Consider the following 22,410-nt stretch of genomic DNA (forward strand, 5'->3'; position numbering starts at 1 on the left):
TCTGCCACTGTTGGCTGGATATCGTCGGGCGCAAACTTAGTGCCATGACTGCTGCGGTGTTCTTCCTGGTTGTCGGTGTTGTGGCCATCTGGCTCGACGCTCACCGTGAGCGCTCGGCCGGCCTGGCGGGGTCCTCGGACGTCGTCGATCGCGATCGCGAGCGGATGCGGATGGACATCCACGCGTTGGATTGATTTCAGCCCTACGTCACCTGACGGATGTCTGACCCGATCATCGCCGCCAGTGTGGTCCGAGTTCAGACCACACATGGCGGAGGCGATGATGAACCAACAGGAGCAGCTGGACCGGAGTTACTCCGAGATCCTGCAGGAAGTGCGGGTCGCACAGACGGGCGTGCAGCTCCTCCTGGCGTTCCTGCTCACGCTCGCCTTCACGCCGCGGTTCCTGCTGCTGACCGACTTCCAGCGCAACGTGTACGTGGCCGCGCTCGTCCTGGGCGCCACCAGCACCGGGCTGCTCATCGCGCCCGCGTCGTTCCACCGCCTGGTGTTCCGCAAGCGGCTCAAGCGGGAACTGGTGCGTGTCTCCAGCCGGTTCACCACCGGTGGGCTCTTCCTGCTGATGCTGGCGCTCGCCGCCGCGCTCATGCTGATTCTCGACGTCGTGCTCGGCACGATGCTCGCGGTGTGGATCACCACCGGGCTGCTCGGCTGGTTCTCCATCTGGTGGTACGTCGTGCCGCTGAGCTTCCGGGTGCTGGCCCGGCATGACTCCCCGGCGCACGGGCTGCCGCGTGATGTCGGTGCGCGAACGGACGCCGAGCTTCGCGAGTGTGTGGGACACCGTGTGCCGTGACTGAGCGGTATGGGTGCCGTGTGTCGAACGGGTGTGGTGGATTGCGGGCGTGGGCGGGTGTGTGCGTTCGGGATTGTCGACTGGGGCTTGGCATTGTCGAACGGGATGTTGGGTCGGCGAGTGCGTGGGTGGCTGCCGTTCGACGTGCGTTGAGCTTCTGGGTGCTAGCTCGGCATGACTCCCCGGCGCACGGCCTCCCGCGTGATGTCGGTGCGCGAACGGACGCCGAGCTTCGCGAGTACGTGCGACACGTGAGTGGACACCGTGCGCCGTGACAGGAACAGCTGCTCGCCGATCTGCTGGTTCGACAGGCCCTGCACGACCAGTTCCGTGACCCGTTGCTCGGCGGGCGTGAGGCTGTCCCAGCCGTGGTGTGCCCGGCGGTGCTTCACCTGGGGGCCGCGGCGGATGCCGTGTTCGCGCATGCGGGCCGCCAGCGCCAACGTGTCCGACTCCGCGCCCAGCGCCGTGTAGGTCTCGACCGCGCGTGTCAGTGCCGCGCGAGCTGACGCCGGGTCGCCCTGGTCCGCGAACAGCACCGCGGCCGACGACAGGGCGCGCGCCATGCGTTCCGGCAGACCTGCTTCCTGGTAGCGGTCCGCGGCCTCGAGCAGGCCTTCGGGGGAACCGTCGAGCAGCGCCCGGCACTGCAGCACCGCGGCCTGGCGATGGGGCACGTCGAGCTTGGCCAGCAAGGCCTCGGCCTGTCCGACCGCGTGCTCGGCGAGTTCGCGGTCTCCCACCTGCACTGCCAGACGGACCGCATCCGGTAGCAAGTCCTCGATGACCGCGTCGTCCGTGAGACCGGGCCGCAATGCGTCCAAGGCCCCGGCGAGATCGCCTTCCTGTTCCAGGAACAGGCTTCGCGCGAGCGCCACCGAAATGATCACAATGCCGTTCGTACCCACGGAGTCGAGATGACGGCGAGCTGCCGTTGCATCACCACGGTGTAGATGGATCAGCGCGGCGACGCCGTGATCACAGGCGCTGACTATCGGGTTCTTCACGTCGTCGCCCAGCAGGTCCACGTCGACCAGTGCGTCGTCCCAGTCGCCCGCGTGTAGCAGCAGTTGACCGAGCAGGCTCTGAGCCTGCGCCAGCCGGACCAGGTTGCCTGCGTCGTCGGCCGCCTGCCGCACGGCTCGCGCGGCCTCGACCGCTTCGGTGCGTCGGTCGAGATCGCCCAGCACCAGCGCCCGGTTGATCTGCAGCAGCAGGCGAAGGTCACCGGTGCCGTCGTCGGACGACGCGACCGCGAGTGCCTCGTCCAGCAGCGGCAATGCGGAGTGCAGCTCGCTGCGCATCATCGCCACGATCGCTCGTACGTGCAGTGCCCAACTGATCGAACCGCGGTCACCGCACGCGGTCGCTTCCCCGAACGCTTGCCGTGCAACGGTTTCCGCCTCGTCGAAGTCGCCGAGGTCCCAATGTGCGCGAGCTGTGAGCACGAGCAATCGGGCGAGGTCGCGTCCCGTCGCACCGGCCGCGGCCTTGTGCAGGTCGGTGAGCGCCTCGGCGGACCGGCCGGTGAGGCTACGACACTGCGCGAGCGTCCAGTAGAGGTCCGTCGGTGCCTCGGTCGCGACGTGGAGACCGGACACGGCGCATTCCTCGGCGCGCTCGTGTTCGCCGACGCGGAAATACGCGTCCGCCAGCAGGCTCAGCAGCTCTTCACGGCGTGGCTGTGCGTCCGGTCCGTCAACCACCCGGCCCAGCAGTTCGATCGCGGCGTGGGGAGCGTGGCTCACGAGTGATTCGCCGTGCTCGATCAACCACGGGACGACCCAGTCCGCGACTTCGGTACCGGCGAGCAGTTGTCGCACAACGCGTTCGTTGCCCGCACCCGCCTCAGCGAGTTCGCGCGCTGCTTCCAGATGCCATGCGGAACGCGCGGCCTGCGGCAGCTCCTCGTGCAACGCCGTGCGCACCAGCCCGTGCCGAAACGACAGCACCGAGCCCCCGTCGACCAGCACGCCGGCGTGGGTGGCCTCCTGCAGCGCGGGCACGAGGTCGGCCACCCGGCTGCGCAGCACCACGGCGAGGTCCGACACCTCGAAGTCGACGCCCAGCAACGCCGCCGCAGTGAGCACGCTTCTGGTGTCGGCGCTGACGAAACCGATGCGGTCGGCGATGGCCGCGTTCAACGAGTCCGGTACGCGGTCGCTGATCAGCCGTGCCTTACCGTCGATTACCTCGACACAGTTGCCGCGCACCAACGCTTCGGACAGCTCGACGAGGTAGAGCGGGTTGCCGCCGGCGCCCGCAGCGAGCTTACGCAGCCGATCGTCCGGCACGCCGCCGAGGATCAGGCCGAACAGCTCGGCGACTGCACGAGCGGGCAGTGCGCCCAAACGGATGCGATCGACGCCTGTACGGCGTAACGCGACAAGGTCGTCGCGATGTGGGACCGGCCGCATCGCCCCGACGAGCAACAGCGGCAGCTGCGCGACCATGTCGGAAAGCCTGCGCCACACCGCGACCGTCGCCCCGTCTGCCCATTGCAGGTCGTCGATCACGAGTACCAGCGGGCCGTCCGCGCAGCGCTTCTCGACCAGTTCGATCACATGCTCGGCGGCGGCTGCGACAAGGTCGGAGCCGGCCGCGCCTCCTTGCGCGCCAAAGAGTTCCGCACGCGACGTGCGCAGTGCGTCTACCAACGGCTGCAGCGGGAGGACACGGCCGAGCTCGTCACCTGCGCCCCAGCAGACCGGGGCGTCCGTGCTGATCGTCTTCACCAAGGTGGTCTTCCCGATTCCGGGGTCACCTTCGACCAGCACCGCTCCGCCACGCCCTCGGGCGAGATCACTCACCCGGTCGGCGAAGCCTGTCTGTTCGCGCACACGGCCGACCAGCCGTCGCGCGGGACCTCCAAGCACCGGTTGAGGCTATAGCTCGAACGCTGGGTTAACAAGAGCGTTCACCCATTTGAACTTACGTCGCGATGGGTGTTTTTCGCGGGCGTTAACCAATTTGTATCCCACTATTTCCGTCTGGTCCGGCACAATAGTGAAAATCTCCGCCCTTCTTCGCCGACGGAGGAAATCATGCGACTCGTCCGACTCTTCATGGTGGCCGCTGCCCTGGTCGCCGGACTGGCCGTTGTCCCTGCTATCGCCGCAGCCACTACCGCTGACAGCGTCACGGTACTGGAAGGCACGCCGTACAACTAATGCGGCACGGGGACCGGTCGCGGAGCGGCCGGTCCTTTATATTTGGCGCTGGGTCGGATGATTTTCCTGTCAAGCGACTGTTCGAGTGCATTGGCGCACCAGCCGATTACTCTGCTGCAAGCAAAGGTGGGTGTGAACATGGTCCGGGGGATACCACATAGCTCAAGCAAGACCCCCGCATAGAACTCCACGTTCACGTTGAGTGACCGGCGCCCTGGCTTCAATTCGGCCAAAAGCTCGACCACGCGGCGCTCCACCGCCACCGCGAAGTCCACCAACTGGCCACCCATGCCGACCGCTATCTCACGCAACATCCGCGCCCGCGGGTCCTCGGTGCGGTAGACGGCGTGCCCGAAACCCATGATCCGGTCGCCCGCCAGGATCCGTTCGCGTACCCACGCGTCGATGTTGTCCGGCGTGCCGATCAGGTCCAGCGACTCGAGCGCGCGGTCCGGGGCGCCGCCGTGCAGCGGTCCGGAGAACGTCCCGATCGCCGCGGTGACGGCGGAGACCACGTCCGCGCCGGCGGAGGCGACGACGCGCGCGGTGAACGTCGATGCGTTGAAGCCGTGGTCGATCGTCGAGATGAGGTACGCCTCGACCGCTCGCTCGACGGCCGGTGACGGCAGCGAACCGGTGACCATGTGGACCCAGTTGGCCGCGGTGGACAGGTCGGCACGGGGTTCGATGATCGGCAGACCGGACTTCAGGCGGTGCAGCGCGGCCAGGATCGTCGGCGTCACGGCGCACACCCGCAGCGCGTCGAGGCGGCGTTGCTCGATCGCTGCGTCCCACATCGGTGTTGAGGGCAGCATCGACAACGCGGTCCGCAGCCCGAACAGGGGAGTGCCGCCGGCCGCGATGGCGGGCAGCACGTCCCGTACCGAAACGGGAAGTTCGCGCAGTGGAGCCACTTCCGCGGTGAACGCCGCGCGTTCCGCGAGGGTGGGGAGCCTGCCCTGGTCGAACAGGAACCAGACGTCCTCGAAGGTGCGCGAGGACGCGAGCTCGATCGCCGAGTACTGGCGGTAGTGGTAGAAGCCCTCGGTCCCGCGGACGTCCCCGAGCTCGGTCTCGGTCACGACGACGTCCTGCAAACCCCGTGGCACTTCGATGGATGCGGTCATGAATCCGACTATCCATGTATCGTCAATATTGATGGAATCAATGTTGACGACCGCGCAGGCGGCCCGGCGGCTCGGCGTGAAGCCGGAGACGATCTACGCCTACGTCAGCCGCGGGCTGCTGACCAGGACGAAGGTCAACCGGGTCAGCCTCTTCGCGGTGGACGAGGTCGAAGCGCTCGCGGACAAGGCGCGCGGCGGGATCACCGGCACCACCGAGCGGATCCGGACGAAGCTCACACTCCTCGAGGGCGACGAGCTCTACTACCGGGGGCGCAGGGCGACCGACCTGACCGCGTACCCCGTCGAGTCCGTCGCGCACTTCCTGTGGACCGGGGAGCTGAAGGACGCCGCCTTCGAACCGATCGAGCTGCCGGACCTGCCGGACGCCGGCACGTTGACGGACCGGATCCGGATCGCGGTCGCGGTGGCCGGCGCGCACGACCCGCTGCGGTTCGACCTCTCGCCGGAGAACTACGTCCGCGCGGCCGAACGCCTCATCGCGACGATCGTCGCGGCACTGCCGTTGCGGCAGGAACCGGCAGGCACGTCGCTGGCGGCACGGTTGTGGGTGCGGATGAGCGCGGAACCCGTCCAGGAGCAGCTGCTGAACTCCGCGCTCGTCCTGCTGGCGGACCACGACCTGGCGGTGTCGACTCTGGCCGCGCGGGTCGCGGCGAGCGCGCGGGCACATCTCTACGCCGTGGTGTCGGCCGGGCTCGGCGTGATGGAGGGGCCGTACCACGGCATGATGCCGACGCTGGCGTACCGGTTCCTCACGTCGGCGGAACCCGACCCGATCGCCGCGCTGGGCGAACGGCTGCGTTCCGGCCAAGGGGTGCCGGGGTTCGGGCACGGCATCTACCAGCGCAAAGACCCGCGTGCGGAGTTCCTGCTGGCCCAGCTGAGAAAGCACGGGCCGCTGCCGGCGGACGACATCATCAGGGCGGTCGGGCACACGTTCCCGAACACGGACCTGGCGCTGGCGGCGATGGCGAAGCGGTTCGGCATGCCACCCGAAGCGGGTGAGGTGATCTTCTCGGTTGCGCGCGTGATCGGGTGGGTCGCGCACGCGCTGGAGGAGTACGCGGAGCCCGGTCTCAGGTTCCGCGCGGTCGGTGTGTACACCGGCGAACGCCCGTAGCACCATGGACGTGTGTCGACCACCGCCGAGCGTCGCACGCGTCTGTCCGCAGTGGACAACCTGAAGGTGATCCTGGTCGCCTGGGTCATCGGTGGTCACGCCCTGCTCGGGTATTCCGCGGTCGGTGGCTGGCCGTACGACGAGATCAACGAGGTCACCTTCCGCCCAGGGGTGGAGACCGCGCTGGCGGCGCTCATCGGCCCGTCCGGTTTGTTCTTCATGGGGGTCTTCTACTTCATGTCCGGGCTGCTGACCCCGGACTCGGTGCGGCGCAAGGGATCCCTGCGGTACTCCGGGGAACGGCTGGTCCGCCTGGGCATCCCGTGGGCGGTCAGCGCGGTGCTCGCATGGCCGCTGTTCCTGTGGATCGCGTACCGCGCCGCGGGCCATGAAGTGAGTCCCTGGTGGGTGTTCACGCACCGGGATCCGTTCCTGGACAGCGGATCGCTGTGGTTCGTCCTGGTGCTGCTGATCTTCTCCGTCGGCTACGCGGCGTTCGCGCGTGACCACCACGGCACGGCGGAGCTCACGACGAAGCACGTCGTCGGCGTCACGGTCTTGGTCGCCGTCACGACTTTCCTGGTGCGGCTGGTGTTCCCGGCCCGCAGCGGCCAGGTCGCCGACCTGCACCTGTGGTGGTGGCCGCAGTGCCTCGCCATGTTCGCGCTCGGCGTCGCGGGCGGGCGCTCGCTCGCCGAACGCATCCCGGACGAGCTGTACCGTCGCAGCCGCGCGGTCGTCGTCGCGACGATCCTGGTACTGCCCGTGGGCGCGGCGTTGCTCGGCGTGCTCGACCTGGCGGACAACGCCGGGCCGTTCCTCGGCGGCTGGCGCTGGCAGGCGTTGCTGCTGGCATCCCTCGAAGGCCTGCTCGTCGTCGCCGGTTCACTGTGGCTGGTCGGACTCGCCCAGCGCCGGTTCACCAAACCCGTCCCGGACGCGATCAACCGCGGCGCGTTCGCCGCTTTCGTCGTGCAGGGACCGATTCTGGTCACGATCGCGACGGCCTTGCGCCCGGTGCCGGCACCGGCGGAGGTGAAGGCACCGCTCGTCGGCGCGCTTGCGATCGTTGTCTCGTTTGCGATCGGAGCGCTGGTCACGCGGCGGAAGCGTAACGCCGCGAAAGTTGCGGGACGATAGTTGCGTGATCTCCTGCCAGCCTGTGCGGCATGCGACAACGACTACGCATAGCGTTGGTGCTGACACTCCTGGTGAGCCTGGTCGGAGTACCCGCCAGGGCCGAGGTGCAGCACCCCCGGCAGCAGTGGCAACGCGCGTCGACGGCCGGGCTCTTCCTGCACTGGGGCCTGTTCACGTATCCGAAGCACTACGACTGCGCGTCGTGGGAGCGCGACGTGACGGCCGGCGGGTGGAGTGCGGACTACTGGGTGGACGAGGCACGCAAGCTCGGCGCCTCCTATCTAGTGCTCGCCTCGTTCCACAGTGGACTCGGCTATGTGCGCACGTGGCCGTCGAAGATTCCCGGTAGCTGCGCGACGAAACGCGACCTGCTGGGTGAGCTGATCGCGGCGGGAAAGGCGAAGGGCATCAAGGTCGTCCTCTACATGACCGACGACCCGCAGTGGCACATCCAGGACGACGTGGAGACCCTCGACTCGGCCGCGTACTCGGCGTACAAGGGCAGGCCGGTCGACATCACCACGCGCGAAGGCTTCGGCGAGTACAGCTACGAGCTCTTCTTCGAGGTGATGGACCGCTATCAGGACCTGGCGGGCTTCTGGATCGACAACGACAACGAGTACTGGGAACGCAACCACCTCTACGAACAGATCCACCAGCGCCACCCGTCGTTCATGCTGACGAACAACAACGAGGACACGCCCGAGATGGACGTGGTCAGCAACGAGCAGAAGACCGGCATGACGCCGGCTTACGACTACCCGCAGGCCGCGTACACACCGATGCCGCGCCTGACCGAGGCGTGCTTCAAGCTGCCGTCGACGGGCGGCTGGTGGTACTTCGGCACCGACGACCCCGTGGACACCCGGCTGAACATCGGCCGTTACGTCGCCAACGCCGGCTCGTCGATCAAGTCGCTGATCGCGGAAACCCCCATGGTGAACGGAAAACTGCCGCCGCAACAGGAGGCGTTCAACAACACGATGGCGGGCTGGCTGCCGTCCATCCGCAGGTCGTTGCAGGGGACCGAGGGCGGCGGCTACATGTACGGCGGCATGCAGCCCGGTCTCTGGAACGACGGCGCCCACGGCGTCGTGACCGTCGAGCCCGGCGCGCACCGGCAGTACGTGCACGTCGTCACCCGGCCTTCTACGGATCTGATCCGCTTGCGTGACAACGGGTACCGGGTTACCGGGGTGACCGACGTGCGCACCGGCAAGCGGCTGCGGTTCAGTCAGTCGGGCGGGTACCTCACGATTCTCGACATCCGCGACTGGGACGCCTACGACACCGTGTTCCAGGTGGACACGTTGGGACAGCAGTACCTGCGGGGTGTCACGGCTACCGCTTCCTCGTCCGCCTCAGGCTTTCCGGCCGGCAACCTGACTGACGGTTCGTTCGAGAAGTACTGGGACTCCGGCCGGAAGCTGCCCGCGTCAATCACCCTGGACGTCGGCCGGCCGTCGACTCACCTCGCGATCAACCAGCGTGAGTCGTCGCCGACGCATGCCCGTGTGTCGTTCGGGCGGCCCGAGGATTCGGCTCGCATCAAGGACTATCGGGTGTACGGCTCGGACGATGGCGGTGTGTGGCAAGAGATCCGCAGTGGCGCCCTGCCGAGTGCGCGGGGCACGCAGTTCATCGAACTGGGGGAGCAACGCTTCCGATATCTGAAGCTTGAGGTGCTCAACACCTGGGCCGGTGCGCAGGCGCCCCAGTTCACCGAACGCCTGCAGATCGACGAGATCAAGGTGGGCTACCGCCATCCGGTGGCGGGCGCACCGCTGCCGCTGGAGGCCGAACGTGCCATGCTCACCGGGCAGACGTATCGCACCTGGTGCCGGAGCTGCTCCGGGGACTTCCAGGTGACCGGCGATGGCGCGGTGACGTTCGACGACGTGCAGGCGCCTGCGGACGGGACCTATCGGCTGCAGCTCGACAGTACTGGTCCGGTTTCGGTGAGTGTCAACGGTTCACCCCCGAAGGAAGTGCCGGGCACCGTGCTAGCCGTACCGTTGCGGGCCGGCGCCAACACGGTGACCGTGTCCGGCAGGCTCGCGCTCGATCGGATCGCGGTGGCCCCGCTGCCGCCCGAGTCGTACACGCCGAAGACGACCCTGACCGTCCGACCCTATGGCGTGCAATGGGTTTCGGGCGGGCAACAGTCCGTGACTGTGACCGCCAAGTTGCGGCTCGATGCTGACGATCCGGTTGAGCAGGTTGCTTTGGTGCCCACGGTGCCTGCGGGATGGACCGTGACCGGCGATAGTGCCTCCACCGCGTCCCTGCGCCTGGGACAGGAGCTCACTGGTACTTGGACGCTCACCTCGCCGCCCGGTGTGGACGTCGGGTCTGCGGTGTTGCCTGTGACGGCTTCGTACCAGTTGCTTGGCCGGGCCAAACAGGTCACCGGTCAGGTGTCCGTGCGGACGCGGCCCGCCGATCGGGTATGGATGCGGGAGGCCGAGGACTCGCGGAACCGGCTCGGGGTCAATGGGGTTGGGCTGCGGCAGTGCGCGGAGTGCTCCGGTGGGGAGACCGTGCGCAACATCTACGGCGCCGCCGATGCCGCCGTCGTATTCCCCGATGTTGTGGTCGATAGTTCGCGGGAGTACACCTTGTATATCGACTACACCGTCAACGGCACGGCTTCGTTCTTCGTGACCGTCAACGACGGCACGCCGGTAGAGGTGAAGCTGGCCGGAGAGGGCAACGGCACGCCATACACGGTGTCTCTCCCGGTTGCCCTGAAGGCAGGCGCCAACACCATCCGGATCCACAACGAGGGTCCCGTCAAGTCAGGAGGGCCTGATCTGGATCGGTTGTCGCTGCGGTAGAAGCATCGTCACCACGGGACCGGAGCACCTCAAACACCACTGACAGGAAGAGGGGCGCGTCTGGTGGGTAGCTCGCGATTGGGGCTTGACTTGGGGTGCGAGGCGCTACACTCGGCGCGGCGGGCGTTTCACCTTCTGCCCGTTTGCGTCCGCCAGCGCCTCTGCCCAAAATTAGGCACAGGGCCCATGAGGTCTCAAGTCAAGCCCCAATCGCAATCTGGACCACCGCAGCGCCCCGCCCAGGATCCGCGCAACCACGCCCGCACGAAACTATGCCGAAGCCCTCAACTCCAGGCGCTTCAACACACTCGTAGTGATCCCCGCAGCGTCAAGCCCATGCGCCCGCAGAATGCGAGCCCGGGAATCGTGCGGCAAAAACCGCGGCGGCAAAGCAAATGTAGCCACGGTCGTGTCCCCACCAGCGAGCGCCTGCCCAAGCCGAGCCCCCAACGCCCCAGTAGAGGTAGTGTCCTCAACCGCCAGAACAAGCTTGAACGCCGACGCATGCTTCACCAGGTGCGGATCCAGCGGCGCAATCCACCGCGGATCCACGACGGAAGCGCGCACACCGTGCCCGGCCAACTCCTCAGCCGCCGCCAGACAAGGCTCAGCCAACGGCCCAACCGCGACCAACAACACGTCGGCTTCCGAAACCTCAGACAGCACGTCAAAGTGCCCAACCCGCCGCAAGGCAGGCACATCGGCCCCCACCGAAGCCTTGGGATACCGAACGACGGAGGGGCCGTCAGCCACATCAACCGCTTCCCGCAACAACTCCGCCAGCCGCACCGGATCCCGAGGCGCAGCCAACCGCAGCCCCGGCACGACCGGCAACAGCGAGGCGTCCCACATCCCGTGGTGCGAAGCACCATCCGGACCGGTAACGCCAGCACGATCCAGCACGAACGTAACCGGCAACCGGTGCAGCGCCACATCCATCAGCAACTGGTCGAACGCGCGGGTGAGGAACGTAGCGTAAACAGCGACAACGGGGTGCAGCCCACCCATCGCCAAACCCGCCGCGGACGTCACAGCGTGCTGCTCGGCGATACCCACATCGAACACGCGGTCCGGAAAGCGCGCCGCAAACCCGCGCAGCCCCACAGGTTCAAGCATGGCGGCAGTCAGGCAGACCACGTCCGGCCGAGATGCACCGATCTCGACAATCTCATCCGCGAACGCGTGCGTCCAAGTTCGCCCGGAGGACGTACCGAGAGCGCCAACCGCGTGCATACGATCCGACTCGTCCTGCTCCGCCGCCTCGTAACCCTTGCCCTTGACGGTCAGGCAATGCACGACGACCGGTCGCCCAAGAGCCTTGGCGTGCCGCAGCGCGTCCTCGACCGCTGAGACGTCGTGGCCGTCGATCGGACCGACGTACTCCAGACCGAGACTGGTGAAGAGGTTGTTCTGGCCACCCGCACGCAACTCGGCCAGGTGCCGGGCCAGCCCGCCGGTGGTCGGATCGTAGGACCGTCCGTTGTCGTTCAACAGGATCACGACCGGCCGATCCGGCGCGGCGCCGATGTTGTTCAACGCCTCCCAGCACATACCACCGGTCAGCGCGCCGTCGCCGACGACAGCCACGACCCGACGATCACCCCGGTCGTTCAGTTCGAACGCCTTCGCCAGACCGTCCGCATACGACAGCGCGGTCGAGGCGTGCGAGTTCTCGATGACATCGTGCACCGACTCGGCCACGGACGGGTACCCGGAGAGGCCGCCGGCCTGGCGCAGTGAGTCGAAGTCCGACCGACGGCCCGTGAGGATCTTGTGCACGTACGACTGGTGCCCGGTGTCGAACAGGACCACGTCGGTGGGGGAGGTGAACACCCGGTGCACGGCGATGGTCAACTCGACCGCGCCGAGGTTCGGCCCGAGGTGGCCGCCCGTGCGGTGCACCTTCGCGACCAGGAAGTCGCGGATCTCGGCTGCCAGCTCACACAGCTCCGATGTGGACAGCGAACGGAGGTCCTCCGGGCCGTTGATGTCAGTCAGCACGGCGCACCGCCGAGGGGAGTGTGAACTGGATGGTCTCCTCGGCGTGCTTGTGCTCGCGGATCTCCTTGGGGCCCAGCGCCTCGACCACCTCGTCGACCAGGCCGGGAGGCGCCGACGCGCCCGCGCTGAGGCCGATCACCCGTACGCCCTCCAGCCACTCCGGCTGGATCTCCGACGCGTCGTCGATGAGGTACGCGGGCGTGCCGGTCCGGTTCGCCAACTCCACCATGCGGACCGAGTTCGACGAGTTCTTCGAGCCGACCACCAGCACCAGATCCGCCTCTTCCGCAACGGCCCGGACCGCGATCTGGCGGTTCGTGGTGGCGTAGCAGATGTCGTCGGAACCGGGGCCCAGCAGGTTCGGGTACTTGGCGCGCAGCGCGTCCACGACCTCCGTCGTCTCGTCCACGGCCAGCGTCGTCTGCGTCAGGTACGAGATCCGGTCGCTGTCCAGGTCCAGCTTCTCGACATCGTCGACGGACTCGACCAGCACCATGGGCGCCTCGCCCATGGTGCCCTCGGTCTCCTCGTGGCCGTCGTGTCCGATCAGGATGATCGTGTCGCCGCGCGCGTGGAACCGGCGGGCCTCGGCGTGCACCTTGGTCACCAGCGGGCACGTCGCGTCGATCACGTCCAGCTCGCGCCGGGACGCCTCGGCGCGCACGGCGGGTGAGACGCCGTGCGCCGAGAACACCACGGTGGCGCTGGGCGGCACCTCGTCCAGTTCCTCGACGAACACGGCGCCCTTGGCCTCCAGCGACCGCACGACGTGCACGTTGTGCACGATCTGCTTGCGCACGTAGATCGGGCCGCCGCGCTGCTCGAGCAGACGTTCCACGATCTCGATGGCCCGCTCCACCCCGGCGCAGAACGACCGGGGCGAGGCGAGCAGGACGGTGCGGTCCATACCGCGACCTCCCTGGGGTCGGCTGGGGAATGACGCACGCTATGTCGCGGCGAAAGTGACCGATGGGCACAATCGCCGCGCCGAAGGCTTCAGTGGTCTCGCTTGGTCACGAGGTTGGCCAGCACGCCCAGCTCGACCGCGGCGCGGCCGATCGGGGCCGCGGACCCGAGGTGATGCAACGCTTCCGCGAGCAGTTCCTCGGCCCGCTGCCGGGCCCACTCGCGGCCGCCGGCCGCCTCGATGAGCTCGGCGGCCAGTGCCAGTTCGGGTACTTCGAGCGGCGCATCGCAGTGGTAGAGCTCCGCGAGCCGCGCCCCGGCCGGCGTGCCGGACCCGAGCGCGTGCACGACGGGCAGCGACTTCTTGCGGCTCTCCAGGTCCGAGTGCGCCGACTTGCCGGTCACCGCCGGGTCACCCCAGATGCCGAGCAGGTCGTCGATGAACTGGAAGGCCAGACCCAGCGACTCGCCGAACCCGCGCAGGTGGTGCACCTGTGCGGGAGTGCCGCCGCCGTACATCGCGCCCAGCGAGCACGACGCGCCGAGCAGCGCACCGGTCTTGCCGCGCGCCATCTCGACGCACTCGGAGACCGTCACGTCGCCGCGAGTCTCGAAGTCGAGGTCGTCGGCCTGGCCCTCGAGCAGCGCGACCACCGAGTCGCCGAGCGCCCGGATCGCCTCGAGCGCCCGGACGTGCCCGCTGGCGGCGAGCACGTCGACCGCGAGCGCCTGCAACGCGTCGCCCGCGAGGATCGCCCCGTTCGTGCCGAAGACGGTCCACGCGGTCGGCCGGTGCCTGCGCGTGGTGTCACGGTCCATCACGTCGTCGTGCAGCAACGAGAAGTTGTGGATCAGCTCCACCGCGACGGCAGCGGGCACCGCGTCGACCGCGGAACCGCCGACCGCCTCGGCGGCCAGCAGCACCAGCGCGGGGCGGATGGCCTTGCCACCGTCGGCGTTCGCCGGCCTGCCGTGCTCGTCCCGCCACCCGAAGTGGTAGGACGAGATGCGGCGCATCGACACCGGCAGCCGGTCGACCGCGGCGCGCAACGCCGGGTCGACCAGGCCGCGGCTCCACCGGAGCACCTCGGTCGCGGGGCGCCCAGGGGCCAGGACTTCTGTCATGGTCATCGACCGATCTCGACGTGCTCGAGCACACCCAGGGCGTCGGGGACGAGGATGGCGGCCGAGTAGTACGTGCTGACCAGGTACTTGATCACGGCGTGCTCGTCGATGCCCATGAACCGGACGTTCAGGCCGGGCTCGTACTCGTCCGGGATGCCGGTCTGGTGCAGGCCGATGACGCCCTGGTTCTCCTCGCCGACGCGCATCGCGATGATCGACGTGGTGCCGCTCTCGCTGATCTGCAGCTTGTCGCACGGCAGGATCGGGATGCCGCGCCACGACGTGACCTGGGTGCCGTTCACCTCGGTCAGCTGCGGGACGAGGCCGCGCTTGTTCTGCTCGCGGCCGATCGCGGCGATCGCCTTGGGGTGCGCGAGGATGTACTTGGTCTTGCGCCGGCGGCTGATCAGCTCGTCCATGTCGTCCGGGGTGGGTGGGCCGGACTTGGTGTGGATGCGCTGCTTGAGGTCCGCGTTGGCGAGCAGGCCGAAGTCGCGGTTGTTGACGAGCTCGAACTCCTGGCGCTCGCGCAGCGCCTCGATGGTCAGGCGGATCTGCTGCTCGACCTGGTCCATCGGCTGGCTGTAGAGGTCCGCGACGCGGGTGTGCACGCGCACGATGGTCTGCGCGACGCTCAGCTCGTACTCGCGCGGCCGCAGCTCGTAGTCCACGAACGTGCCGGGCAGCTGCGGCTCGCCGTCGTGCCCGGACGCGAGCTTGATCTCGGCCTCGCCGTGCTTGTTCTGCGCCTGCGACGGGCTCGCCACCTGCTGCGCGATGTGTTCGCGCAACGGCTGGATGTCGCCGTTGAGCTGGTTGAACGTGGCGCGCGACATGGTCAGCACGGTCGTGTGGGTGAGCGCGCGGGTGGTGAACGCCCACTCGCCGTCCTGGCCCGCGAGCACCTGCTCGCCGAAGTACTGGCCGTCGGCGAGCACGCCGAGGTTGACGTCGTCGCCGTACTGGCCGCGGCCGATCTGGCTGACCTTGCCGTGCGCGATGAGCACGATCTGGTCGGTGGGCGTGCCGATCTCGGAGATCACGTCACCGGGCTGGTAGTCGCGCTGCTCGAAGCGGTTGGCCAGCGCGGTGAGCGCGGCCTCGTCCTCGAACCCGCGCAGCAGCGGCAGCTCGCACAGCTCCTGCGGCACGACCCGGATCTCCGAGCCGACGCTCGTGAAGGTGATGATGCCGTCGCCGACGGCGTAGGACAGCCGCCGGTTGACGCGGTACGCGCCACCCTTGGCCTCCACGAAGGGCAGGACCTTCAGCAGCCACCGGGGAGAGATCCCCTGCATCTGCGGGACCGACTTGGTCGTCGTGGAGAGGTTCTTCGCGGCCGCCGTGCTCAGGCTCAGCCGCTGCTGCTCAGCGGTCAACCCGGGATCGGTCGTAGTCACGACGCATCCTGCCAATCTTGTTGTGCCATATGGGATTTATCGAACGAGTACTGCTGCGGTGCCGAATCCGCTCGGCGTGCGGAACGTGATCCGCTTGCTCGTGGGTGTCGTGTCGACGCGGTAACGCCCGGATCTGCCCGCCCAGTCGAAGTAGCCGGCCATGAAGGACTCCAGAACCTTCACGAATGCCGCCGGTGCCTCGGCGGCAACGGTCTGGAACTCGCGGAGCCGCGCGGTGATCAGGTCGTTGACCACGCGGACCGCGTCGGACAGCTCACCGCCGAAGAAGTCCCGCACGGCGAGCACCGCGTTGTTGATCGAGCCTTCGCCGGTGACGTCCTTCTCGAACGACACGATGTCGTTGTGCAGACCGATGATGTCGCCGAAGATCTGCAGCAGCGTGCGCGCTTCGCGGGTGTCGGGCACCTCGACGCCGGCGCCCAGCGCGGCCATGACCGCCAGGAAGTCGGCGCCCACGGTCTTGCGGCGCATCTCCACGAAGTCGACCGGATCGGGCACCCGGCTCTGCGCGTCGTTGTGCAGCTCCCACAGCTGACTGCTCATCATGTCGTCCATCAGCTGCGGGAACCGCTCGCGCGCTGCCACGGGCAGGATCGGCAGCGTGCGTGACCACAGGTCCGCCAGCGCCTGCTCGACGGGACCGGCCGGCTCCGGCGGTGTGCTGCCATCGATCGGCGTGAGCGCCTTGACTCGCTCGACGAAGGCCTTGGCGCCCACCAGGTTCCGGCTGCGGCCGAAGGCCTCGACGAAGTAGTCGTCCATGAACCAGCCCCAGTTGGACCAGTCCACCAACAGGTCGAGGTGCTCGGCGTCCGCATCAGGGTTGGCCAGCGCGAAGAACAGGCCGTAGTCGGCCGCCTCGAGCGACTCGGGGGTCCACACACCGGTGTCGAGGAAACCCTTGTCCCGCACCCACTGCCGGGTGCGGTCGCGGAGCTGGTCGAGGTGCGGGTTCGTCCGCGCCTCGAACAGCATGTGGAACTCGGGGATCTCAACCCGCATTGCCCACCCCCACGAGTGCGGCCGCGGTGCCCAGACCCGTTGGCCTGCGCAGAACTCCGCCGAACGACGGCACGGTGTCGCGCTTGTCGTTGGCCTTCATGTAACGACCGGCGTGCATGTGCCACTCGTGGCCGCCGGACTGCCAGTCCTGCAAACCCTTGATGTACTTCAGCACCAGGGCCTGCTCGACCGGGTTGATGCCGTACTCGGCGAACAGCGGCGCCAGCTCGGTGAGCGCGGTGTTCTCGAACTGGTGCAGCCGCGAGGTCAGCAGGTCGTTGACCTTGTTCACCGCGGTCTGCGTGTCGTGCCCGAAGAACCTCTCGAACACCAGGACGCCGTTGGAGTTCTCGCCCTCCCGATGCACCTCGCGCTCGTAGCTGAAGATGTCGTTGCGCAGGTGGATCGCGTCGGAGAACGTGTCGCTGAGGACCCGGAGGGGCCGGGTGCCCGCGATGGCCGCGGGCACCTCGGCGCCTTCGGAGAGCTCGACCAGGTTCGCCGACCACGGTGCGCCGCCGACCTTGCGGCGCATCTCGATGTACTCGATGGGGTTGGCGACCCGGCCGGACTTCATGTTGTTGATCTCCCACATGCACTCCAGCAGGAGGTTGTGGGTGCTCGTGGTGAACCGCCTCCGCCAGTCCCGTGACATCAGCGGGATCGTCCGCTGCCACAGGTCGACCAGCCCGCGTTCGGTGGGGTTCGCGGGCTCCGGTGCCGGATCCGTGCCGTTGATGGGCATGAACGCCGGCAACCGGTCGAGGTAGGCCTTCGCACCGGCGACGTCCTTGGACTTCTTGAACTCTTCGAAGAACTCGTCGTCGAAGTAGAAGACCCAGACGTACCAGTCGGTGATCAGGTCGAGCAGCTCCGCGGACGCGTCCGGGTGCGTGTAGGCGCACATGAACCCGTAGTCGTCCCCGGCGAGGATCTCTTCCGTCCACACCCCGGTGTCGAGCATGCCCATGTCCCGCGCCCACTGGGTCGAGTGGGCGCGGGCACGCTCGAGGTGCGGGTTCATCCGCGCCGGGTGCGGCACGTAGAACTCCGGCAGTTCGAACGGCTGGGACATCAGCCCTCGCGACCGAGCTCGACGTGCTCCAGGATGCCGACGGCGTCGGGGACCAGGATGGCGGCCGAGTAGTACGCGCTGACCAGGTAGTTGATGATCGCCTGGTCGTTGATGCCCATGAAGCGGACGGACAGGCCCGGCTGGTACTCGTCCGGGATGCCGACCTGGTGCAGACCGATGACGCCCTGGTTCTGCTCACCGGCGCGGATCAGCATCACCGAGCTGGTGCGCGTGTCGCTGACCGGGATCTTGTTGCACGGCAGGATCGGGATGCCGCGCCACGCCGGGATCTGGTGGCCGTTGAGGTCGACGCTCTGCGGGTAGAGACCGCGCTTGTTGAGCTCCCGGCCGAACGCCGCGATGGTGCGCGGGTGGGCCAGGAAGTAGCCGGGGTCCTTCCAGACGATCGACAGCAGCTCGTCGAAGTCGTCCGGGGTGGGCGGGCCCGAGCGGGTGTGGATGCGCTGCTTCAGGTCCGCGTTGTGCAGCAGGCCGAAGTTCTTGTTGTTCACGATCTCGTGCTCCTGGCGCTCGCGCAGGGCTTCGATCGTGAGCCGCAACTGCTGCTCGACCTGGTCCATCGGGTTGTTGTAGAGGTCCGCGACGCGGGTGTGCACCTGCAGGACCGTCTGCGCGACGCTCAGCTCGTACTCGCGCGGCGAGAGCTCGTAGTCGACGAACGTGCCGGGCAGCACGGGCTCGCCGTCGTGGCCGGCGGACAGGCCGATCTCGGCCTCACCGAACTCGTTCTGCGGCCGGTTGCGGCCCGCGTGCTCGCGCTGGATGTGCGCGCGCAGCCCGCCCGCCTCGCCGTTGAGCGCCTCGAAGTCCGTCCACGACAGGGTCAGCACGGTGACCGGGGTGACGGCCTTGGCGGTGAACTTCCACTCGCCCTGCGGGCCCGCGAGGACCTGGTCGCCGAAGTACTCGCCGTCGGCGAGCGTGCCGAGCACGGTCTCGTCGCCGTACTCACCGCGGCCGACCTGGCTCACCTTGCCGTGCGCGATCAGGACGACCTGGTCCTCGGCCTGACCGGCCTCGACGATGACCTCGCCGGCGCCGTACTCACGCTGCGTGAAGCGGCCGGCGAGGGCGGCGAGCACCGCGTCGTCGTCGAACCCGCGCAGCAGCGGCAGCTCGCACAGCTCCTGCGGGATTACGCGAATGTCCGAGCCGATGTTGGTGAAGGTCACCCGGCCGTCGCCGACCTGGTAGCTGAGCCTGCGGTTGACCCGGTAAACACCACCCGAGGCCTGTACCCACGGAAGGACCTTGAGCAGCCACCGGGAAGTGATTCCCTGCATCTGCGGGACGGACTTGGTGGTCGTCGCCAGATTACGTGCGGCGGCAGTGCCCAAACTCAGCTGCTGACGGCCCTCATTGAGGTCAGAATCCGTCACAGTCACAACCCACACCCACCCATCTCAAAAGGTCGCCATTGGAGCAATTCCCCACTAAGCCCGGCCGACGTTATCCATGGCGAAAGCACGAAGGGAAGCGGCCAAAGAGGGGACATGCGGGTGGGTGGTACAGACGATCTTGCTCTACGCAGAGTGCACGTCGTACGCGGTACAACAACCTGAGCACGTCTCAGTTCGCAGATCAAGACGCTATTCGTAACCATCTGGAATCATGACACCAACGGACTAGTGTGCTCCAAATGGTGCTTATATCACACCGTGGTGACGTACCCGATGTGACCCAACGTTCAACATCTGGACATACATAAATTGTGCTATTGGTGCTATTGCTCAATGTGTTGCCGGAAACACGATCGTGTGGGGTCTAATGACCCTATTGGATTGCATATACGACAAGGTGTTCTCGCGAATCGATTCGTGCGGTAGGGTCTTTGGACCTACTCTGGTCGCCGTGGACGTGCACTACGTCGCGGGGTCGCCCAGGCCGTCGCTCCTGCCGTTCGTCACCCGTTACTCCGGGTATCGGATGCGGACCGAGCCCGGCGTGCACCGCGGCCTGCCCAGCCGCTCGCTGACCCTCGTCGTGACGCTCGACGGCACGGTCGACCTCCCGGACGGCTCGTTCAGCACGTTGATCAGCGGACTGCACTCCTATCCCGTGATCATCACGCACTCCGGGTTCCAGCACGGCGTGCAGATCGACCTGACGCCGCTCGGTGCCCGTGTGCTGTTCGGGGTGGCCGCGGGCGAGCTCGCGTTCACCTCGCTGGACTGGGACGTCGTCGGCGCGCCGGGCGCCGAGGTGCTCGGCCGGCTGCGGTCGGCGCCGACGTGGGCCGCGCGGTTCGGTGTGCTCGACGAGGTGTTCTCGCGACTGGTGACGCCGGTGCGGCTGCCCGCGCCCGAGGTGCGATGGGCGTGGGAGCGGCTCGCGCTCGGGGCGTCCGTCTCCGCGATCGCGCTCGATGTCGGCTGGAGCAGGCAGCACCTGACGTCGGTGTTCCGCCGGGAGTTCGGGTTGACGCCGAAGGTGCTGGGCCGGGTGATGCGGTTCGAGCGCGCCGGGATGATGTTGCGCGGCGCGCGCCGGCCCTCGCTCGCGGAGGTCGCGGCCGCGTGCGGGTACACCGACCAGGCGCACTTCACGCGCGAGTGGGGTGCGTTCGCCGGGACGTCGCCGACGACGTGGATGGCGGAGGAGCTTCCATTCGTACAAGACGCGGCCGCACTGGAGGGCGCACCCTCGTCGGCATGACACCAGCACCAACCGTGTGGCCGGGACTGTCCTATCACGACGCTCTCGGCGGGATTCGCTTCCTGGTAGAGGCTTTCGGGTTCGTGGAGCACCTCGTCGTGCCGGGCGAGACGGCCGGCGAGGTCGTGCACGCCGAGCTGTTGTGGCCCGAGGGCGGTGGCGTGATGCTCGGGTCCGCCGTCCGTTCGGCAGGCGAGGTCGAGGCCACGTCACCGGGCGCGGCGTCGGTCTACGTGGTCACGTCGGAGCCGGACGCGGTGTACGCCCGGTGCATGGCCGCGGGGGCCACGGAGGTCCGCGGGCTGAAGGACGAGGACTACGGCTCTCGTGGCTTCACGGTCAAGGACCCCGAGGGCAACCGCTGGAGCTTCGGCGACTACCGCGGTGCCTCCCAGGGCTAGCGAACGTGACATTTGGGGGCATCTACGTACCCAAACGTCGCGTTCGCTAGCCTCGCGGGGGCCGGTGGGCGGGGGTGAGGGCGCGGCCGATGCCGCATGAGGCGGCGCCCGCCGCCAGGTAGCCGGGCACCGTGTCCGGGGTGATTCCGCCGGTCGGCACCAGCGGCGCGTGGGGGAGCGCGGCCAGCACGTCGGAGACCCAGCGAGGGGTGGGCGCCGGGAAGACCTTGACGGCATCGGCGCCCAGTTCGAGGGCGTGCACGATCTCGGTGACGGTCGCGGCGCCGGGGATGACCGCGACCCCGTGGCGGTGCGCGGTGCGGATGACGGCCGGTTCGACGTTCGGCGCGACGAGGAACCGCGCGCCCGCGCGGATCGCGAGGACCGCGGACGCCTCGTCCAGCACCGTGCCCGCGCCGATCGTGGCGTTCGTTTTCGCGAGGTGCGCGATGGCCTCCAGAGCGCCGGGGTTGGTCAGCGGCAGTTCCAGTGACGTGAAACCCGCGTCCAGCAACGGGACCGCCGCGTCGATCGCGCTTTGTGCGTCCTGCGTCCGGACGATCGCGATGACGCCGGGTGCGAGCACGTCCCTGGTGATCTCCCAGCGGTAGGTCATCGGTCCTCCTGGTCGGGCAGACCCTCGATGTCGGTGACGCAGGCGACGACACTCGCGGCCGACGCGAGGCCGCGGCGCAGCGCGCTTTCCGGGCCGGCGCCGCGCAGCCACGCGGACAGGTACCCGGAGACGAGCGCGTCACCCGCGCCGACCGGGTCGACGACGGTCGTCGCCGCGGACGGCAGGTGCCAGGTTCCCGCCGGGGTGACGATCTGGCAGCTGTGGTCGCGGTGCTTCACGACGACGGCCTGCGCCTTGAGGTCGTGCGCCGACATGCCCATGATCCTGAGCTCGTCGGCGCCCGCGAACACCAGGTCCGCCTGGACGATCAACGGGGCGAGCGTCTCGCGCCAGCATTCGGGGGCGGCGAGCCTGCGCCGGACGTTCGGGTCGAACGAGATCGTGGCGCCTTCGGCCCTGGCCATCGCGAGCAGTTCCGCCGTGGCGGCCCTGGCGTCGTCCGACAGCATCGGCGTGATGCCCGAGACGTGCACGAGGCGTGCTCCGTCGAGGCCCTGCTCGCGCACGTACCTGGCGGTGAGGCCCGCCGCGGCCGAGCCCGCGCGGTGGTACTGCACCTCGATGGCGCGGCTGGGATGGCTGTCGCGCAACAGGATTCCGGTGTAGCCGCCGGAGTCGGTGTCCACCGCGGACACGTCGACGTCCTCGGCTTTCAGTGTGGCGAGGACGGCCGCGCCGGTCGGGTCGCCGCCGACGCGGGACAGGAAGCGCACGCGGTGCCCCAGCCGGGCGAGCCCGACGGCGACGTTGGACTCCGCGCCCGCCACGCAGGCGCGGAACGTCCGGGCGCGGCGCAGCGAGACGCCGGGTTCGGCGACCAGCAGCCGCATCGCCTCGCCCATGGTCACGACCTCGGTGGTCACCGGGCCAGTGTGCCGTCATGGCTACTTCGACGGACTCCAGGTCACTGAAAGAGGCGATGACGGCCCCAGTGG

18 protein-coding genes and 1 pseudogene are annotated in these 22,410 nt (G+C 68.2%); 8 read left to right on the forward strand and 11 right to left on the reverse strand.

Annotated elements, in window-relative coordinates:
• Positions 1 to 44 precede the first annotated feature (44 nt).
• Positions 45 to 194 (forward strand): hypothetical protein, encoded by a 150-nt coding sequence (locus QSK35_RS19140; protein ID WP_285747960.1) that lies wholly within the window; start codon positions 45 to 47, stop codon positions 192 to 194.
• 88 nt (positions 195 to 282) lie between these two features.
• Entirely contained in the window at positions 283 to 816 is a 534-nt protein-coding gene (locus QSK35_RS19145; RefSeq protein ID WP_285747962.1) for a DUF6328 family protein, read from the forward strand.
• Positions 817 to 980: 164 nt separating this feature from the next.
• Here the strand turns inward: QSK35_RS19145 and QSK35_RS19150 are convergent, their stop codons facing one another.
• A complete protein-coding gene (locus tag QSK35_RS19150; RefSeq protein ID WP_285747964.1) occupies positions 981 to 3,692 on the reverse strand; it encodes an ATP-binding protein in 2,712 nt (903 codons plus the stop codon).
• Between the two features lie 168 nt (positions 3,693 to 3,860).
• Here QSK35_RS19150 and QSK35_RS19155 point away from each other — a divergent pair, with 168 nt between their 5' ends.
• Positions 3,861 to 3,986, forward strand: a complete 126-nt coding sequence (locus tag QSK35_RS19155) for a hypothetical protein (protein WP_285747966.1) — start codon at positions 3,861 to 3,863, stop codon at positions 3,984 to 3,986.
• Here QSK35_RS19155 and QSK35_RS19160 read toward each other — a convergent pair.
• Positions 3,983 to 5,113, reverse strand: coding sequence for a citrate/2-methylcitrate synthase (locus tag QSK35_RS19160; protein WP_285747968.1), 1,131 nt, complete (start codon positions 5,111 to 5,113; stop codon positions 3,983 to 3,985). The two genes, QSK35_RS19155 and QSK35_RS19160, sit on opposite strands and share 4 nt — an antisense overlap.
• A gap of 31 nt (positions 5,114 to 5,144) precedes the next feature.
• Here QSK35_RS19160 and QSK35_RS19165 point away from each other — a divergent pair, with 31 nt between their 5' ends.
• Genes QSK35_RS19165 through QSK35_RS19175 form a run of 3 tightly spaced genes read left to right on the forward strand, consistent with a single transcriptional unit; the run spans position 5,145 to position 10,231 of the window.
• Entirely contained in the window at positions 5,145 to 6,254 is a 1,110-nt protein-coding gene (locus QSK35_RS19165) for a citrate synthase (protein WP_285747970.1), read from the forward strand.
• Between the two features lie 12 nt (positions 6,255 to 6,266).
• Complete coding sequence (locus tag QSK35_RS19170) at positions 6,267 to 7,394, forward strand: acyltransferase family protein (protein ID WP_285747972.1); 1,128 nt, start codon at positions 6,267 to 6,269, stop codon at positions 7,392 to 7,394.
• A 29-nt stretch (positions 7,395 to 7,423) separates the two neighbouring features.
• Positions 7,424 to 10,231: an alpha-L-fucosidase gene (locus QSK35_RS19175; RefSeq protein WP_285747974.1), complete on the forward strand. Its 2,808-nt coding sequence runs from the start codon at positions 7,424 to 7,426 to the stop codon at positions 10,229 to 10,231.
• Positions 10,232 to 10,501: 270 nt separating this feature from the next.
• On the opposite strand, the gene QSK35_RS19180 is transcribed toward QSK35_RS19175, so the two are convergent.
• The 7 genes and pseudogenes from QSK35_RS19180 to QSK35_RS19205 all read right to left on the reverse strand — a co-directional run bounded on the left by QSK35_RS19180 (position 10,502) and on the right by QSK35_RS19205 (position 19,167).
• Positions 10,502 to 12,232 (reverse strand): 1-deoxy-D-xylulose-5-phosphate synthase, encoded by a 1,731-nt coding sequence (locus QSK35_RS19180; protein ID WP_285747976.1) that lies wholly within the window; start codon positions 12,230 to 12,232, stop codon positions 10,502 to 10,504.
• Positions 12,222 to 13,139 carry a 4-hydroxy-3-methylbut-2-enyl diphosphate reductase gene (ispH, locus tag QSK35_RS19185; protein WP_285747978.1) on the reverse strand — a complete coding sequence of 306 codons (918 nt, stop codon included), beginning with the start codon at positions 13,137 to 13,139 and terminating at the stop codon, positions 12,222 to 12,224. Before ispH ends, QSK35_RS19180 begins: the two co-directional genes overlap by 11 nt.
• Before the next feature lie 89 nt (positions 13,140 to 13,228).
• Positions 13,229 to 14,269 (reverse strand): family 2 encapsulin nanocompartment cargo protein polyprenyl transferase, encoded by a 1,041-nt coding sequence (locus tag QSK35_RS19190; protein ID WP_285747980.1) that lies wholly within the window; start codon positions 14,267 to 14,269, stop codon positions 13,229 to 13,231.
• Positions 14,266 to 15,663: a family 2B encapsulin nanocompartment shell protein gene (locus QSK35_RS19195; RefSeq protein WP_285747982.1), complete on the reverse strand. Its 1,398-nt coding sequence runs from the start codon at positions 15,661 to 15,663 to the stop codon at positions 14,266 to 14,268. The genes QSK35_RS19190 and QSK35_RS19195 overlap by 4 nt, the downstream gene beginning before the upstream one ends.
• 36 nt (positions 15,664 to 15,699) lie before the next feature.
• Positions 15,700 to 16,686: a terpene synthase family protein gene (locus QSK35_RS42745; RefSeq protein WP_352244123.1), complete on the reverse strand. Its 987-nt coding sequence runs from the start codon at positions 16,684 to 16,686 to the stop codon at positions 15,700 to 15,702.
• A gap of 19 nt (positions 16,687 to 16,705) precedes the next feature.
• A pseudogene (locus tag QSK35_RS42750) lies at positions 16,706 to 17,761 on the reverse strand (terpene synthase family protein); the annotation flags it as partial.
• Entirely contained in the window at positions 17,761 to 19,167 is a 1,407-nt protein-coding gene (locus QSK35_RS19205; protein ID WP_285747984.1) for a family 2B encapsulin nanocompartment shell protein, read from the reverse strand. The pseudogene QSK35_RS42750 and the gene QSK35_RS19205, both read right to left, overlap by 1 nt.
• Positions 19,168 to 19,633: 466 nt before the next feature.
• On the opposite strand from QSK35_RS19205, the gene QSK35_RS19210 reads away from it, so the two are divergent.
• Both QSK35_RS19210 and QSK35_RS19215 read left to right on the forward strand, forming a co-directional pair.
• Complete coding sequence (locus tag QSK35_RS19210) at positions 19,634 to 20,437, forward strand: helix-turn-helix domain-containing protein (RefSeq protein ID WP_285747986.1); 804 nt, start codon at positions 19,634 to 19,636, stop codon at positions 20,435 to 20,437.
• Positions 20,434 to 20,838 carry a VOC family protein gene (locus QSK35_RS19215; RefSeq protein ID WP_285747988.1) on the forward strand — a complete coding sequence of 135 codons (405 nt, stop codon included), beginning with the start codon at positions 20,434 to 20,436 and terminating at the stop codon, positions 20,836 to 20,838. Before QSK35_RS19210 ends, QSK35_RS19215 begins: the two co-directional genes overlap by 4 nt.
• A 46-nt stretch (positions 20,839 to 20,884) precedes the next feature.
• Here QSK35_RS19215 and QSK35_RS19220 read toward each other — a convergent pair whose 3' ends face one another.
• Positions 20,885 to 21,454, reverse strand: coding sequence for a bifunctional 4-hydroxy-2-oxoglutarate aldolase/2-dehydro-3-deoxy-phosphogluconate aldolase (locus tag QSK35_RS19220; protein WP_285747990.1), 570 nt, complete (start codon positions 21,452 to 21,454; stop codon positions 20,885 to 20,887).
• Positions 21,451 to 22,338, reverse strand: coding sequence for a sugar kinase (locus QSK35_RS19225; protein WP_285747992.1), 888 nt, complete (start codon positions 22,336 to 22,338; stop codon positions 21,451 to 21,453). Before QSK35_RS19225 ends, QSK35_RS19220 begins: the two co-directional genes overlap by 4 nt.
• Positions 22,339 to 22,410: the final 72 nt, after the last annotated feature.

The sequence above is a fragment of the Lentzea sp. NBRC 105346 genome, from assembly GCF_030269605.1.
GTDB lineage: Bacteria > Actinomycetota > Actinomycetes > Mycobacteriales > Pseudonocardiaceae > Lentzea.